We start from the raw sequence: 14,747 nt of genomic DNA, 5'->3' as shown, positions 1-14,747 counted from the left end.
TTAGGCTGATCCTCGATGACTGCAGAGATCCCCGCGCCCACGACCGTGTCGGCGCCTTCCGCGCGTCCGCAGCCCACGCTCGTGGTCCGGACGATCGCGATCGACGACCTGCCCGACGGGCCCGCCGCGCTGATCGACCTGCTCCCCGACGCCCGGCCGTTGAGCTGGGTGCGCCGGGGCGAGGGGATCGTCGGCTGGGGCGAGGCGCTCCGGCTCGAGACCTACGGCCCCGGCCGGTTCGCCGACGCCGAGGCCGCCTGGCAGGAGGCCCTCGCCCGCGCCGTCGTCCGCGACGAGGTGCACGTGCCCGGCGCAGGACCGGTCGCCTTCGGCTCGTTCGCGTTCGACGACGTCGTCGGGGCCGACGGCGATGCCCGGCCGTGCGGCGTGCTGATCGTCCCGCGCGTGGTCGTGGGCCGTCGCGGCACGACGACGTGGCTCACCACGATCGACGCGACCGGCTCGCTCTCCCACTCGCCCGGCACCCATCTCCTCGACCCCGACGGCCGCACGCCCGTCTCGTCCCCCGGCGAGGTCGTCGAGCACCCGGGCGCGCTTGGGACCGAGGACTGGGCCGCCGTCGTGCAGGAGGCCACCCGTAGGATCCGCGACGGCGAGGTGGACAAGGTCGTCCTGGCGCGGGACGTGGTCACGACCGCCGAGCGTCCGGTGGACGCCCGGTGGCTGCTCGCCAACCTCGCGCAGAACTATCCGTCGTGCTGGACGTTCAGCGTGGACGGGCTCGCGGGAGCGACCCCCGAGCTGCTCGTGCGCTCGGAGAAGGGGCTGGTCACGTCGCGGGTGCTGGCCGGGACGATCCGTCGCGCAGCACCTCTGCCCGACGACGGGCCGGACCCTGCCGTGTTCCTCGCCAGCTCGTCGAAGGACCTGGAGGAGCACGAGTACGCGGTGCGCTCGGTCGCCGACGCGCTCGAGCCCTTCTGCTCGTCCATGAACGTCCCGGACGCCCCCTTCGTGCTCCACCTGCCGAACGTCCTGCACCTCGCCTCCGACGTCACGGGCGTCCTCGGGCACACGGTGGCCGAGGAGAACAGCGAGGGACGGACGCCGTCCTCCCTCGCCCTGGCCGCCGCCCTCCACCCGTCGGCCGCCGTCTGCGGGACCCCGACCACGGCTGCCCGCGAGATGATCCGCGAGATCGAGGGCATGGACCGTGGCCGGTACGCAGGGCCCGTCGGGTGGCTGGGAGCCGACGGCGACGGCGAGTGGGGAATCGCACTCCGGTGCGCCGAGATCTCCCACGCGGACCCGCGGACGGTCCGGCTCTTCGCCGGCTGCGGAATCGTCGCAGCCTCGGATTCCCGGGCAGAGCTCGTCGAGTCCGAGGCGAAGCTCGAGCCCGTCCGGAGCGCGCTCCGGGGAATCTGGAACCACCCCTAAGTAGCGCCCGTATACCGGCACACCACCCATGACCGGTATGTGCGTCTATACGTTGACGACCATGCCTGAGCAGTCCACGCCCGAGTTCGAGATCCGCCGCGCGACGATCGGCGACCGCGACGCCGTCTGGCCCCTGGTCCAGGAGCTTCCCGGTGAGGCGCCGACCCGGGACGAGTTCAACCAGTCGTTCGGGCGCCTGACCTCGGCGCTCGGTACCTACCTGGTCGTGGCAGAGCACCCGAGCGAGGGCATCGTCGGCCACCTCCTTGCCGGGCACCAGCGCACCCTCGGCGCCGGTGGCGACCTGGTCCGCATCGAGGAGGTCGCCGTTCTTCCGCACCTGCGCCGCCAGGGCGTCGCGACGGCCCTCGTGCGGGCCGGCGAGACCTGGGCCCGGTCCACGGGCGCGAGCCGCCTGGGCCTCGTCGCGCACGACGGCGGCGACCTCTACGGAGCCCTGGGGTACTCGGCGGACGCGACCTACTTCAGCCGGGTGCTCGACTGACCGACCTCCACGCACCACGACGGCGGGCCGCCCCCTCTCGGGGACGGCCCGCCGTCGTAGGTCGCAGGGTCTGCGATCAGCCCCGCTGCTCCAGCAGGTCGCGCAGCCAGTCCGGGATCTCGTCCGGGATCTGCGAACCGTCGCCCTCCTCGTCAGGGTTCGGCGTGTTCGGCGACTCCTCGGCCTCCTCCTCCGCCGCACGTGTTTGGAACGTGACGTCGACGTCCTGCGTCTGCCCGTCACGCACGAGCGTGATCGTCGAGACCTCACCGGCCCGGCGCTCGCGCACGTAGCCGGTCAGTGACGCGGCACCGCTGACAGGGTCACCGTCGATCGCGACGATGACGTCGCCGGCCTGGATACCGCCCTCGTCCGCCGCGGAGCCTGGCGTCACCTCGCCGACCTCGGTCCCGAGGCGGGTCACGCCGTCGGCCGTCACGGTGGTGTCGGCCAGCGTCACGCCGAGGAACGCGTGCTCGGCCGAGCCCGACTCGATGAGCTGCTCGCCGACGTCGAGCGCGAGGTTGACCGGGATCGCGAAGCCGAGGCCGATCGAGCCGGACTGGCTCGTCCCGTCGGAGAGCGTCGCGATCGACGAGGTGATGCCGATGACGCGGCCCTCGGAGTCGAACAACGGCCCGCCCGAGTTGCCGGGGTTGACGGCCGCGTCGATCTGGATGGCGTTGGTAACGACCGTCGTCGAGCCGTCCTCGCCCGAGGCCTGCACCGGGCGGTCGATCGCCGAGACGATGCCGGTGGTCGCGGTGTTGGCCAGCCCGAGCGGGTTGCCGACAGCCATCACGGGCTCGCCGACCTCGATGCCGTCGGAGTCGCCGAAGGTCGCGGGGGTCAGGTCGTCCGGCGGGTCCTGGATCTGGACCACCGCGAGGTCCGTCGCGTCGTCCGTCCCGACGATCTCGGCGGGGTAGAGCGTGCCGTCGCTGAGCGTGACCTGAACCTGGTCGGCCCCGGAGACGACGTGGTTGTTGGTCAGGACGTGGCCCTCGTCGTCCATGACGACACCGGATCCCTCAGCACCCGACTGCCCGGACGAGACCTGGATCGAGACGACGGACGGCGCGACCGCGGCCGAGACGGCCTCCCAGTCCGGGGTCTCCCCGTCGGCCTCGACCGGGCCGTCGACGTCGCTCCGGTCCTCGTCCTCGCCCACCGTCGCCAGCGAGGAGGACGAGTCGTCGTCGAAAGCGTCCAGCGCGGCGGCCGTCCCGAGACCGCCGACCACGAGGGCCGCGACCACGGCCGCGGTGATCGGGATCCACGTCTTCTTCTTCTTCTTCGCAGGCTGCTCCTGGACGGGCGTGTACGGCTGCTGCGCCCAGTGGTCCTCCTGGTACGGAGGATAGGACGGCTGCTGCATCTGCTGGGGGCCCGCGGGCGGGGTCGCCCCGTCGGCGTAGGTCGGGGTCGGCTCCGGCGCCGACGGCTCGGGCGGAACCGGCGGTACGGGCTGGGTCATGTCGGGCTGCGGGTGCTCGTCCGGTCCCCCGGGTTGCTGCTGATCGCTCACATTGTCCTCCTCGGTGTGTCCCTATTCCACCTGCTCATGCTGGGATGCGCCTCCGGGGAACCTGGGAGTTTGCTAGGAGCGGACGGAGGAGCAGGCCCGGACCACGGCCGCCGCGAGCGCCTGGCCGTGGGTCCGCCGGCCGTCGCGCCCGACCCACACGTGGATCATCTGCATGCCGTGGACCGGGCGGGCCAGCGCCGACCGGAGCTCGTCGCGCGCGTCGGGGCCGGTGCCCGCACGTCCGTCGATCTCGACGACCGCGACCCCGTAGCCGGCGGCTATCGTCCCCAGGTCTGCCCCGTGCGGAGTGCCGAAGATCCGCTCGAACCGCGCTGCGGCGCGGTCGCCCTCCGTGGCGAGGCGCCCGTGCTCGAGGGTCGCGAAGATCGAGCCTCCGTCGTCGTCGACCACGACGATCCGGAGGTCGAGCGGCGGCTCTCCCGGCCCGCGCAGCAGCCCGCCCGCGTCGTGGAGGAAGGTCAGGTCTCCGGCCAGGAGCGTGGTGGGCCGACCCGCGGCGACGGCCACGCCGGTCGCCGTCGAGACGGTGCCGTCGATGCCGGCGAGGCCGCGGTTCGCGAGGACGAGCGGGGGCGTGGCGTCGAGAACCAGGTCGAGGTCGCGTACGGGGTTGGACGATCCGACGACGAGCAGTCCCCCGGCCCCGGTCGCGCGCGCCACGGCGCGGGCGACGTGCACGCCGGTCAGGGCCTCGTCGTCGTCGAGCACCCGGGCGACGGCGACGGCGGCAGCCGTCCCCGCGCGGCGCCACTGGTCCAGGTGGCCCGCGGGGCCGGGCTCAGCCTCCCACCATCGCGCGGGGACGGCGGGAAGCACGAGCGCGGCGCTGCGGGCGGCGTCGGGCCACGGCGCTCCGCCCGGGGCGAGGACGACGACGTCGACGTCCTTGCGGCCCAGCAGCGCCTGCACGGGACGGGACAGCGTCGGCCGGCCGGCGACGACGACGCGCCGGACCGTCGACATCAGGCCCTCGACCCCGAGCACGAGCCGGTGGGCGGCGATCCCGTTCGAGCCACCCGATGCCCCGGAGGAGGCCTCGGCGAGCACCGGCCACCCGCGTGCCTCCGCCAGGCGGCGGGCGTGCGGTCCGGCGCCGTCGCCGGCGACGAGGACGGTGGGCGGCTCGTCCGGTCCGACGTCGAGCAGCGGGTGAGCGAGGACGTCGGGGGCGAGGACCGGTTCGACGCGCCCGACGACGGGCACGTCCGTCCCGCTGCCGCTTCCCTCGCCCGCGGCTCGCAGGCGCGACGGGGCGAGCGGGTCACGGAAGGCGAGGTTGAGGTGGACCGGCCCCGGGTAGGCCGTCCGCGCCCCGGTCGCGGCGACCACGGCGCGCGTGACGACGTCACGCAGGTCTCGGTCCTGCCCGTCCCTCCCCTCGGGCGCCGGTACGTCGACTGCGTGGCGCACGGCCGTGCCGAAGAGCCCGACCTGGTCGGTGGTCTGGTTCGCCCCGGTGCCCCGCAGCTCGTGCGGGCGGTCCGCCGTGAGGGCGACGACGGGGACCCCCGCGTGGTGCGCCTCGAGGATCGCGGGGTGCAGGTTCGCCGCAGCGGTGCCGGAGGTCGTCACGACCGCCACCGGCACCGGAGGCCCGTCGAGCCCTGCGCCGCGGGACAGCCCGAGCGCGAGAAACCCTGCCGTGCGCTCGTCGACCCGGACGTGCAGCCGCACCCGGCCCTCGGCCTCGGCGTCGGCGAGCGCGTAGGCCAGCGGGGCCGAGCGCGACCCCGGGCACACGACCGCGTCGCGCATCCCGTGGGCCAGCAGCAGGTCGACGACGGACCGGGCGGCGCGGACGGCCGGAGGGTCGACGGGGTCCGTGGCCGGGGCGTTCTCGTTCACGGCACTCACAGTGCCACGGCCCGCGCGGCGACGCGTCGGACACGCTCGTCCCACCAGGCGACCGTCGACGGGTCCGGCGCCGCCGCGGCCAGGAGATCGGGCCGTGGCTCGACCGGGCGCACGGCGATCTCGCCGTCCACGGGCGCGAGGGGACGGTCGACGACGTCGCGCGTCAACAACTGGGTGGTCGCGAGCCCGCAGGCGTACGGCAGCTCGGGCAGCGCAGCCGCGAGCGCCACACCGGCGGCGATCCCGACGGAGCTCTCGACGGCCGAGGAGACGACGACGGGCAGTCCGAGACGCTCGGCCAGGTCGAGGCAGCGACGGACCCCGCCGAGCGGCTGCACCTTGAGCACGATCACGTCGGCGGCGTCGGCCGCGACGACCGCGAACGGGTCGTCGGCGCGCCGGATCGACTCGTCGGCGGCCACGGGGACGTCGACGCGGCGGCGGACGGCGGCCAGGCCGGCGACGTCGGGGCAGGGCTGCTCGACGTACTCGAGCCCGCCGGCCGCGCGGTCGAGCCGCACGATGCGGCGGACCGCCTCGTCGGGGTCCCAGGCGCCGTTCGCGTCGATGCGCACCCGCCCCTGCGGACCGAGTGCGTCGCGGACCGCCTCGAGGCGCTCGATCTCGGCGCCCAGCTCCTCGACGGTGCCGTCCGCGCCCCGTTGGGCGACCTTGACCTTCGCGGTCGTGCACCCGTCGGACGACCGGACGATCTGCGCGGCCCGGGCACCGTCGACGGCCGGGACGGTCACGTTCACCGGGACCGAGCCCCGCACGGGGTCCGGCCATCCCTGGTCGGCCGCCTCCCGGGCCGCGGCCCACCACGCGGCGGCCTCTGCGTCGTCGTACTCCCGGAACGGCGAGAACTCGCCCCACCCGGCGTCTCCGCGGACCAGGACGCCCTCGCGGACGTCGATCGACCGGAATCGCACCCGGAGCGGCAGACTGTAGACGTGCAGGTCGGCGTCGGACATCCTGCCAGCGTACTGAGGTGAGCCCCGTGCGGGGTCCGCTACGGCGCGAGCACCTGCTGGATGAGCCGGACCGCCAGCTCGCGGGCGTCGCGTCCCTCCGCCAGGGCGCTGACGGCGGCACCGTCGACGATCGCGACGAGCAGGTGCGAGCGGTCCGCGAGCCCGAGGACGGTGAAGAGCTCGGCGAGCGCGTCGTCGAGGACCACCCGACCGTCCGCGTAGGCCTGGGCGAGCTCGGGGACCCGACCCGCGCCCACGAGGTGCTCGTAGAACCCGCGCACCGCGTTGCGGTCGCCCGCCGGGAGGATCGCGTCCGTCAGGATCTCTGCGCGGCGAAGGTCCGCCTCGACCCCGTCGAGCCTGCCCGCGGTCTCCGCGGCCCGCGCCACCTCCACCTGCTCCTCGACGTGCGCCCCCCATCCCTCGACGATCAGCGCGCCCGCCGCGGCGAGCAGGTCCGTGATCCCGCTGAAGTAGTACGTGGTGGCGGCGAGCGGGACGTCGGCGACCGCGGCGACGTGCCGGTGCGTGACGGCGGCCGCCCCCTCGCTCAGCATGATGTCGGCGGCGGCGCGGACGATCGCGTCGTGGCGACGGCGACCCCGGGCCTGCCGACGCGGGGCGTTCTGGGTCGGCACTAGTGACCTCCTCCGGAGATGTTGAGCCCGACGACGCCGGCGACGATCAGGACGAGCGAGACGATCTTGAGCACGCTGACCGGCTCGCCGAACCAGGCGATGCCGAGCACCGCCGTCCCGACGGCCCCGATCCCCACCCAGACGGCGTAGGCCGTACCGACGGGTAGTGTCTTGAGCGCGTACGAGAGACCGGCCATGCTCGCCGCGAGCATGACGACGAACCCGACGGTCGGCCACAGACGGCTGAGCCCGTCCGAGGCCTTGAGGCTGAGCGCCCATCCGGTCTCGAGGAGCCCGGAGAGGACGAGAACGATCCATGCCATAGTGGTACGAGCGTACCACTATCGGATCGCGTGACCGCGGACTAGGGTGACGACGTGAGCGCACTCCCCCGCACCGTGTCCCAGACCTTCGACCCCCAGGCATGGCGCGACGTCGCCGGGTTCGAGGATCTCACCGACCTCACGTACCACCGCGGCGTCGCGCGGACCGCGGACGGGGAGCGCGACCTCCCCGTCGTCCGCGTCGCGTTCGACCGGCCCGAGGTCCGCAACGCCTTCCGCCCCCACACGGTCGACGAGCTCTACCGGGTGCTCGACCACGCCCGCATGACGTCCGACGTCGGGACGGTGCTGATCACCGGCAACGGCCCCTCGCCCAAGGACGGCGGCTGGGCGTTCTGCTCCGGCGGCGACCAACGCATCCGCGGCCGCTCCGGATACCAGTACACGACCGCCGAGGACGGCGGCGGGGAGGTCGCCACCGTCGACGCCGTCGACCCCGCCCGGGCAGGACGCCTGCACATCCTCGAGGTCCAGCGCCTCATCCGCACCATGCCAAAGGTCGTGATCGCCGTCGTCGACGGCTGGGCCGCCGGTGGCGGGCACTCTCTCCACGTCGTCGCCGACCTCTCCATCGGCTGCCGCCAGCACGGACGGTTCAAGCAGACCGACGCCGACGTGGGCTCGTTCGACGGCGGGTACGGGTCCGCCTACCTCGCCAAGCAGGTAGGACAGAAGCGCGCCCGCGAGATCTTCTTCCTCGCCCGCACCTACACCGCCGAGGACGCCGAACGCTGGGGAGCGCTCAACGAGGTCGCCGACCACGACGACCTCGAGGCGCTCGCCGTCGACTACGCGCGCACGATCGCGGGCAAGTCCCCGCAGGCCGTGCGGATGCTGAAGTTCGCCTTCAACCTCGCCGACGACGGGATGATGGGTCAGCAGGTGTTCGCCGGGGAGGCGACGCGCCTCGCATACATGACCGACGAGGCCGTCGAGGGGCGCGACGCGTTCCTCGAGCGCCGAGAGCCCGACTGGTCCGGGTTCCCCTACGCCTTCTGAGCGAACTTCCCCGCCGCCTGAGCTCCCGGCCGCCTGATTTCCCCGCCGAGCGGCACGTTCTGGTCCTCTCCGGGGCGCGGAGACGGCAGCAACGTGCCGCTCGGCGGACGCGATCGGCGCGGCACCGTGCCTAGCATGGGCGGGTGCCCGTCGACCCCGCCGCGAACCCTGCCGACCTGCGTCGCGCCGTCGCGCGCGCCCTCGACGGCGGGCCCGCGGTCGTCGCCGCAGGGCGCACCCCGGACGCGCCGGTCCCGCTCGGCACCGCGATGGTCGTCCCGACGTCGGGGTCGACCGGGGAACCGCGCGCCGTCGCGCTCTCTGCCGCTGCCCTGCGGGCGTCCGCAGACGCGACCCACGCCCGCCTCGGCGGTGCCGGCGACTGGCTGCTCGCCCTGCCCGCCACCCACGTCGCGGGCCTCCAGGTCGTCTCGCGCTCCGTCGTCGGGGGCGGAGCGCTCGTCACGACGGCGTTCGACCGCTTCACCCCGGACGTCGTCGTCAGGCTCGAGGGCGAGGCTCGCGGCGAACGCCGCTATCTCTCGCTCGTGCCCACGCAGCTGCACCGGGTGATGGACGCCGGCGGCCCCGCGGTCGCGGCGCTCGCCCGCCTCGACGCCGTGCTCCTGGGCGGTGCGCCCGCCGCGCCCGCGCTCCTGGACCGTGCCCGCGCGGCCGGCGTCCCCGTCGTCACGGCCTACGGGATGACCGAGACCTGCGGCGGGTGCGTGTACGACGGCGTCCCGCTCGACGGCGTCCGGGTGCGGCTCGGTCACGGGCCGGCGGGGCCCGTCGTCGCGCTCGGCGGACCGGTGCTCGCCGCGGGCTATGTCGGCGACCCGCACGCAACCGACGCCGCGTTCGTCGAGGCCGAGGGCTCGCGCTGGTTCCGGACCAACGACCTCGGTGCCTGGGACGGAGCCACGCTCCGGGTCCTCGGACGCGCGGACGACGTGATCCTCACCGGCGGCGTCAATGTCGCACCCGTCCGGGTGGAGGAGGTCGTCGCCGGGCTCGACGGCGTGGGCGAGGCCTGCGTCGTCGGCGTGCCGGACGCCGAGTGGGGGCAGGCCGTCGTCGCCGTCGTCACGAGCCGGTCGCGGGCCGAGCCCCTCGACGGCGCCACACTCCTGCCCGAGCTCCGGACACGTGTCACGGCACGCCTCGGCGGACCCGCGGCTCCCCGCCGCGTCGTCGTCGTCGACGCCCTCCCGCTGCGCGACTCCGGGAAGGTCGACCGCGCCGCGTGCCGGGCCCTCGCCGAGCGCTCCGGGAAGTAGTCCTCGCCGTCCAGGACGAGAGCACTCGGTCGAAGCCGCCGCCCACGCGTCCGGACCGGTGCGGGCACCGGCGGCCGATACGCTGGGGGCCGCCGTCGACCCGCACAATCGTCCAGGAGGACCCATGGCCACCCGCTCCGAGTGGATCGCAGGCGCGCGCCTGCGCACTCTTCCTGCGGCCGCCGCGCCCGTCCTGGTCGGTTCCGGCGCCGCCGCCGCGATCGACGGGTTCGCCCTGCTCCCGGCGCTCCTGGCGCTCGGCGTCGCGCTCTCGCTGCAGGTGGGGGTCAACTACGCGAACGACTACTCCGACGGGGTCCGGGGCACGGACGTGGACCGGGTGGGGCCGATGCGACTGACCGCCTCGGGCGCGGCACCCGCCCGCCAGGTCAAGTACGCGGCCTTCGGCTCGTTCGCCGTCGCGGCGGTCCTCGGGTTCGCGCTCGTCCCGCCGACCGGTCACTGGTGGCTGCTCGCCGTCGGCGCGGTGTCGATCGCGGCCGGCTGGTACTACACCGGCGGGCGGAGTCCCTACGGCTACCGGGGACTCGGAGAGGTCGGCGTGTTCGTGTTCTTCGGCCTCGTCGCGACCGTCGGGACGACGTACGTGCAGGCCGACCGGGTCCCGTGGTTCGGCTGGGTCGGTGCGGTCGCCGTCGGTTCGATCGCCTGCGCGATCCTCATGGTCAACAACATCCGCGACATCCCGACCGACTATGTGGCGGGCAAGCGGACTCTCGCTGTCCGGCTCGGCGACCGTCGGGCCCGGTGGGCCTACGTCGGTATGATCTGGGTGCCGCTCGCGCTCGGCGTCGTCTGCGCGATCGCCGCGCCGTGGAGCCTGCTCGTGCTACTCCTCCTCGCACCGGCGGTTTTGCTCTGCCTACCGGTCCTGGCCGGTGCGACCGGACCCGGCCTCGTCCGCGTGCTCGCCGGGACCGGGATGTTCGAGCTCGCCTTCGGCATCCTTCTCGGGCTCGGTCTCGCCCTCTAGCTCCGCGCCCCCGCCGCGCCGGTCCAGCCCGCGCGCGGCATCGTCCGCCGCGTCCTCGTAGGCGGCCTCGTCCTCGATCTCCCGGGAGAACTTCTCGCCGGTCGCCCTGCGGTGCTCGGACCGCGCGGCGAGGTACTCGGACGCGCGGGTCCGCGGGCCGTTCAGGGCGAGGTAGGACACGAAGAACGCCGCCAGTGCGGCGACGACGATCAGCAACCAGTCCCGCATCCCCACCGCGTAGAGCGCGACGAGCACCCCGGCGAAGACGGCGAGGCGGAGCAGGGAATACACGACGAAGGGCACGGGACCCAGCCTAGGCCCTTAGGCTGTGCGCATGGCGCGCGTAGCAATTGTCCTGGTCGTCGTCGGCCTCACCGTGTATGCGCTGACCGACTGCATCGGCAGCGAGGAGTCCGAGCGCAACGGAATCCCCCGTGGACTCTGGATCCTCATGATCGTGATCCTTCCGGTGCTCGGCCCCGTCGCGTGGCTGATCACGCGCCGCAACGGCCGGGCACGCCCGGCGGCACGCCGCGGACCTGTCGCCCCCGACGACGACCCCGACTTCCTGTGGCGTCTGCGCCAGGAGGAGCGTCGCCGCAAGCAGGACGGCACCGACGCCTCCGACGACACGGAGTAGACACGCGCACCGCAGGGTCGGGCACGCGGGTCGACCACCCGCGGGGTCACATGCCCGAGTACGAGTGCTTCCCGTTGAAGATCAGGTTCACGCCGGTGAAGTTGAAGATGACGCACGCGTAGCCGACGAGCACGAAGTAGGCGGCACGACGTCCGGACCAGCCCCGGGTGGTGCGGGCGTGCAGGTAGGCCGCGTAGACCACCCAGACGACGAAGCTCCAGACCTCCTTGGGGTCCCAGCCCCAGTACCGGCCCCACGCGTGCTCGGCCCAGATCGCGCCGGCGATCACCGTGAAGGTCCACAGGACGAACCCGACCGCGTTGAGCCGGAAGCTGAGCCCCTCGAGGCGCGTCGGGGTCGGGGTCAGCTCGAGCCAGCCCCAGCCGCGGCGGTTGAGGATCGCGCTGCCCTCGTCCCGCGAGTCACGCAGCAGCTGCAGGACGGACATCAGGAACGCGACGGTGAAGATCCCGGACGCGATGATCGCGACACCCACGTGGATGACGAGCCAGTAGGACTGCAGCGCCGGCTGGAGCCCGTCGGCCGGGACGAAGAAGTTGACCTGCGCGACCGCGATGAACAGGATCGCGATGCCCGTGACGAACGCACCGAGCCAGCGGATGTCGCGGCGTACGTTCACGCCGAGGAAGACCACGAGCGCGACGAACGCGCCGACGAGCGTGAACTCGTACATGTTGGCCCAGGGGGCACGGCCCGCGGCGACACCTCGGGCCGCGATGGCGACGCCGAGCAGGATCGTGCCGAGCCAGGCCGTCGAGACCCCGATCCCCGCGGCACGACGACGCTGCGGGGCCTCGTCGGTCGCGGTCACCGTCGCCGTGGACCCGCCGGAGGGTGTCCCACCCTCGACCGCTGACGAGACCGAGGCGCCGGCGGAGTCGGCCGACTCGGCCGCCGGGGCGGCGTCGGACTGCTCCTCGGCGCGGGAGGCCTCGGCTCGACGGGCGGAGACCTGCGCGAGATCCATCGCGAAGGCGATCAGGGACACCGCCAGCACGGTGGCAGCCCCCCAGACCAGGTCGGTGCTGAACTCGGCGATGCTCATCGGTCGGCCTTCCTTGGTGCGGGGCCGTCGGCCTCGCCGTTCGTGGTGGTGTCGTCGCTGGTGGTGTCGTCGCTGCTCGTGTCGTCGTCGCCGGCCCCGATCCCGGGAAGGTCTGCGAGGAGGTCGTCGACCTGCCCCTGGAGCCCCGCGTCGTCGTGCCGGGCCAGGCCCGCGACCTCTACGACGGTACGCCCGTCCTCGGCCCACGTGCGCAGCCAGACGCGGCGCCGGGGCGTGAAGAGCGACACGGCGAGCCCGCCGAGGGCGAGGAGCGAAAACGTGAGGATGAAGCCCAGCGCGGGGTCGTGGCGCAGGTCGAGGGCCACGTACCGGGGCAGGTCCTCGAAGGTGATGCTCCCGCCGTCGGGCAGGTCGACGGTGTCGCCGACGCCCAGGACGATCGTCGTCGGGGTCCCGTCCTCCTCGGTCGACGGCGTCATGTCGTCGGTGTCAAGGCTGTAGACGTTCTGCGGGACACCCTCGTCGAGGCCGAGGTCCCCCGTGTAGACGTCGAGGACGAGCTGCGGGTTCCCGGGCTGGGGGTAGACCGAGCGTGCACCGCCGTCCTCCATCACCGCGGTGGGCAGGAGGTACCCGACGAACCCGATCTGCTCGAGGCCCGGCGAGACGTCCGGGACCTTGATGACCCCGCGGGAGGTGTAGACCTGGTCCTCGGGGATGAAGGGCACCGGTCCGGCGAACGCGACCTCGCCGTCGGCGTCGCGGACGGTGACGTCGGGCGCGTAACCGTTGCCCTGGAGGTAGATCTTGGCGTCTCCCGCGTCGAGCGGATGGTTGACCTTGATGGTCTCGGAGGTCGGCTCCCCGCCGGGCTCGGTCACGGTCACGTAGGCCGTGAAGTCGCGCGGGGTTCCGACGGCGTCGAACTCCGACTCGAACCGGTCGAGCGTCATCGTGAACGCCTCGAGCGACGTCGGGTCGAACAGCGCGCCGTTCTCGAACGTGTCGTAGTCCACGACGGAGTTCGCGAACCCGCGTTCCTCGACAAGGATCGCCTGTCCGCGGTAGTGCAGCATCTGGCCGGTCGCGACGGAGACGAGCAGCCCGAGCAGCGCCAGGTGGAACAGGAGATTGCCGGACTCGCGCAGGTACCCGCGCTCGGCGGCGACGGTCGCCGTCGCCGGTCGGTTCGCGGTCGCAGGCTCCTCGCCGCGTTCCACCCGGAAGATCGGGAGCACCCGACGACGTCCGCGCAGGTGGAGCACCGCGGCGTCGGCGACGGCCTCGGGTGCGGCCGACGACGTCCCCGTGGCCTGCGCGGGGAAGCGTGCAAACCGTCGGGGGGTCCGTGGTGGCCGACCCCGCAGCGCGCGCCAGTGCGCGGCCGTCCGCGGCAGGATGCAGCCCACGAGGGAGACGAAAAGCAGGAGGTAGATGGCCGAGAACCAGACGGACGAGTACACGTCGAAGAACCCGGCGGCCTCGAGCCAGGGTCCGGTGGTCGGGTGGTCGACGAGGTACGCGGCGACGGCCGCGGCGTCCTGAGAGGTCTGCGGAAGCACCGAGCCGGGAACGGCCGCGACCGCCAGCAGCATCAGCAGGAGGAGCGCGACGCGCATCGACGTCAGCTGACGCCACATCCACCGCAGCATGCCGCGGACGCCGATCGCGGGCGCGGTCGGGCGCGCGGCCGGCGCCGGGGAGGAACCGTCCGGACGGGCGGACGAGGACTCCCCGGTGGAGAACGCGTCGTCGATGCCCTCGGGGCGGTACGGGGTGCGTGCCATCAGATCACCGGCTCGAATCCGCCGATCCACACGGATATCTGCGACATCCACGCGGACCAGACCCCGGTCACCAGCAGGATCCCGAGGGCGACGAGCAGGCCGCCGCCGATCCGCATGATCGCGAGCCGGTGACGGCGCAGGAACCCGACCATGCGCTCCGACGACTCGAGGCCGAGCGCGATGGCGAGGAACGGCAGGCCCAGACCGATCGAGTAGGCGACCCCGAGGATCGCGCCACGACCCGCCGAGCCGGAGTCGAGCGACAGGGCGAGGACGGCAGCGAGCGTCGGGCCGATGCAGGGCGCCCAGCCCAGGCCGAAGACGATGCCGAGCACGGGCGCGCCCCACAGTCCGGCCCGAGGCGCGACGTGGATGCGCCGCTCGCGCTGCAACGCCGGGAACGCGCCGAGGAACACGAGTCCCATGGCGATCACCACGACGCCGAGCACGCGCATGACGGTGTCCTCGACGGCCAGGATCTGCGCACCGATCACGCCGGCGAGCACCGTGAGCGTCACGAAGACGAGCGCGAAGCCGGCGACGAAGAGCGCCACACCGCCGACGACGCGGCCTCGGCCCGGACGTTCCTTCTCGCCCGCGGTCGCGGCGGCCATACCGCCGACGTACCCGACGTAGCCCGGGACGAGCGGAAGGACGCACGGCGACGCGAACGACACGAGGCCCGCGAGAAGCGAGACCGGGACCGCCAGGAGGAGCGAGCCGGAGAACGCGGCGGTCGCGAAGTCTCCGCCCAC

Annotated in this window: 15 protein-coding genes; 6 read left to right on the top strand and 9 right to left on the bottom strand. The window is 73.5% G+C overall.

The genetic code is table 11. The features are described 5' to 3' along the window. Positions 1 to 15: 15 nt before the first annotated feature. Both Q343_RS0103060 and Q343_RS14425 read left to right on the top strand, forming a co-directional pair. On the top strand, positions 16 to 1,401 hold the full coding sequence (locus Q343_RS0103060; RefSeq protein WP_029252119.1) for an isochorismate synthase: 1,386 nt from the start codon (positions 16 to 18) through the stop codon (positions 1,399 to 1,401). Positions 1,402 to 1,462: 61 nt separating this feature from the next. Beyond that, positions 1,463 to 1,906, top strand: coding sequence for a GNAT family N-acetyltransferase (locus tag Q343_RS14425; RefSeq protein ID WP_052366810.1), 444 nt, complete (start codon positions 1,463 to 1,465; stop codon positions 1,904 to 1,906). 76 nt (positions 1,907 to 1,982) lie between these two features. Here Q343_RS14425 and Q343_RS0103050 read toward each other — a convergent pair whose 3' ends face one another. From Q343_RS0103050 to Q343_RS0103030, 5 genes are all read right to left on the bottom strand, one after another. Next, positions 1,983 to 3,434, bottom strand: a complete 1,452-nt coding sequence (locus Q343_RS0103050; protein WP_248616725.1) for a S1C family serine protease — start codon at positions 3,432 to 3,434, stop codon at positions 1,983 to 1,985. 72 nt (positions 3,435 to 3,506) lie between these two features. Continuing rightward, on the bottom strand, positions 3,507 to 5,300 hold the full coding sequence (gene menD / locus Q343_RS0103045; protein ID WP_029252116.1) for a 2-succinyl-5-enolpyruvyl-6-hydroxy-3-cyclohexene-1-carboxylic-acid synthase: 1,794 nt from the start codon (positions 5,298 to 5,300) through the stop codon (positions 3,507 to 3,509). 5 nt (positions 5,301 to 5,305) lie between these two features. Then, on the bottom strand, positions 5,306 to 6,283 hold the full coding sequence (locus tag Q343_RS0103040; protein ID WP_043109182.1) for an o-succinylbenzoate synthase: 978 nt from the start codon (positions 6,281 to 6,283) through the stop codon (positions 5,306 to 5,308). Positions 6,284 to 6,321: 38 nt separating this feature from the next. Further along, on the bottom strand, positions 6,322 to 6,921 hold the full coding sequence (locus Q343_RS0103035) for a TetR/AcrR family transcriptional regulator (RefSeq protein WP_052366808.1): 600 nt from the start codon (positions 6,919 to 6,921) through the stop codon (positions 6,322 to 6,324). Beyond that, positions 6,921 to 7,244 carry a DMT family transporter gene (locus tag Q343_RS0103030; protein WP_029252113.1) on the bottom strand — a complete coding sequence of 108 codons (324 nt, stop codon included), beginning with the start codon at positions 7,242 to 7,244 and terminating at the stop codon, positions 6,921 to 6,923. The genes Q343_RS0103035 and Q343_RS0103030 overlap by 1 nt, the downstream gene beginning before the upstream one ends. Before the next feature lie 54 nt (positions 7,245 to 7,298). On the opposite strand from Q343_RS0103030, the gene Q343_RS0103025 reads away from it, so the two are divergent. The 3 genes from Q343_RS0103025 to Q343_RS0103015 all read left to right on the top strand — a co-directional run bounded on the left by Q343_RS0103025 (position 7,299) and on the right by Q343_RS0103015 (position 10,538). Next, complete coding sequence (locus tag Q343_RS0103025) at positions 7,299 to 8,264, top strand: 1,4-dihydroxy-2-naphthoyl-CoA synthase (protein WP_029252112.1); 966 nt, start codon at positions 7,299 to 7,301, stop codon at positions 8,262 to 8,264. A gap of 143 nt (positions 8,265 to 8,407) precedes the next feature. Then, positions 8,408 to 9,544, top strand: coding sequence for an AMP-binding protein (locus tag Q343_RS0103020; RefSeq protein WP_029252111.1), 1,137 nt, complete (start codon positions 8,408 to 8,410; stop codon positions 9,542 to 9,544). A 124-nt stretch (positions 9,545 to 9,668) separates the two neighbouring features. After that, positions 9,669 to 10,538: a 1,4-dihydroxy-2-naphthoate polyprenyltransferase gene (locus Q343_RS0103015; protein ID WP_029252110.1), complete on the top strand. Its 870-nt coding sequence runs from the start codon at positions 9,669 to 9,671 to the stop codon at positions 10,536 to 10,538. On the opposite strand, the gene Q343_RS0103010 is transcribed toward Q343_RS0103015, so the two are convergent. Continuing rightward, positions 10,428 to 10,841 carry a DUF4229 domain-containing protein gene (locus Q343_RS0103010; protein ID WP_029252109.1) on the bottom strand — a complete coding sequence of 138 codons (414 nt, stop codon included), beginning with the start codon at positions 10,839 to 10,841 and terminating at the stop codon, positions 10,428 to 10,430. The two genes, Q343_RS0103015 and Q343_RS0103010, sit on opposite strands and share 111 nt — an antisense overlap. A gap of 31 nt (positions 10,842 to 10,872) precedes the next feature. On the opposite strand from Q343_RS0103010, the gene Q343_RS0103005 reads away from it, so the two are divergent. Beyond that, positions 10,873 to 11,178 carry a PLD nuclease N-terminal domain-containing protein gene (locus Q343_RS0103005; protein WP_029252108.1) on the top strand — a complete coding sequence of 102 codons (306 nt, stop codon included), beginning with the start codon at positions 10,873 to 10,875 and terminating at the stop codon, positions 11,176 to 11,178. Positions 11,179 to 11,224: 46 nt separating this feature from the next. Here Q343_RS0103005 and ccsB read toward each other — a convergent pair whose 3' ends face one another. Genes ccsB through Q343_RS0102990 form a run of 3 tightly spaced genes read right to left on the bottom strand, consistent with a single transcriptional unit; the run spans position 11,225 to position 14,747 of the window. Continuing rightward, complete coding sequence (ccsB, locus tag Q343_RS0103000; protein WP_029252107.1) at positions 11,225 to 12,244, bottom strand: c-type cytochrome biogenesis protein CcsB; 1,020 nt, start codon at positions 12,242 to 12,244, stop codon at positions 11,225 to 11,227. Further along, the gene (gene resB, locus Q343_RS0102995; RefSeq protein WP_081829576.1) at positions 12,241 to 13,992 is read right to left on the bottom strand and encodes a cytochrome c biogenesis protein ResB; all 1,752 of its coding nucleotides are present in this window, start codon (positions 13,990 to 13,992) and stop codon (positions 12,241 to 12,243) included. The genes ccsB and resB overlap by 4 nt, the downstream gene beginning before the upstream one ends. Further along, positions 13,992 to 14,747, bottom strand: coding sequence for a cytochrome c biogenesis CcdA family protein (locus Q343_RS0102990; protein WP_029252105.1), 756 nt, complete (start codon positions 14,745 to 14,747; stop codon positions 13,992 to 13,994). The genes resB and Q343_RS0102990 overlap by 1 nt, the downstream gene beginning before the upstream one ends.

The sequence above is a fragment of the Paraoerskovia marina DSM 21750 genome (assembly GCF_000701465.1).
Lineage (GTDB): Bacteria > Actinomycetota > Actinomycetes > Actinomycetales > Cellulomonadaceae > Paraoerskovia > Paraoerskovia marina.
Note: the sequence above shows the minus strand (reverse complement) of the source record. Positions and strands in the feature narration are given on the sequence as shown.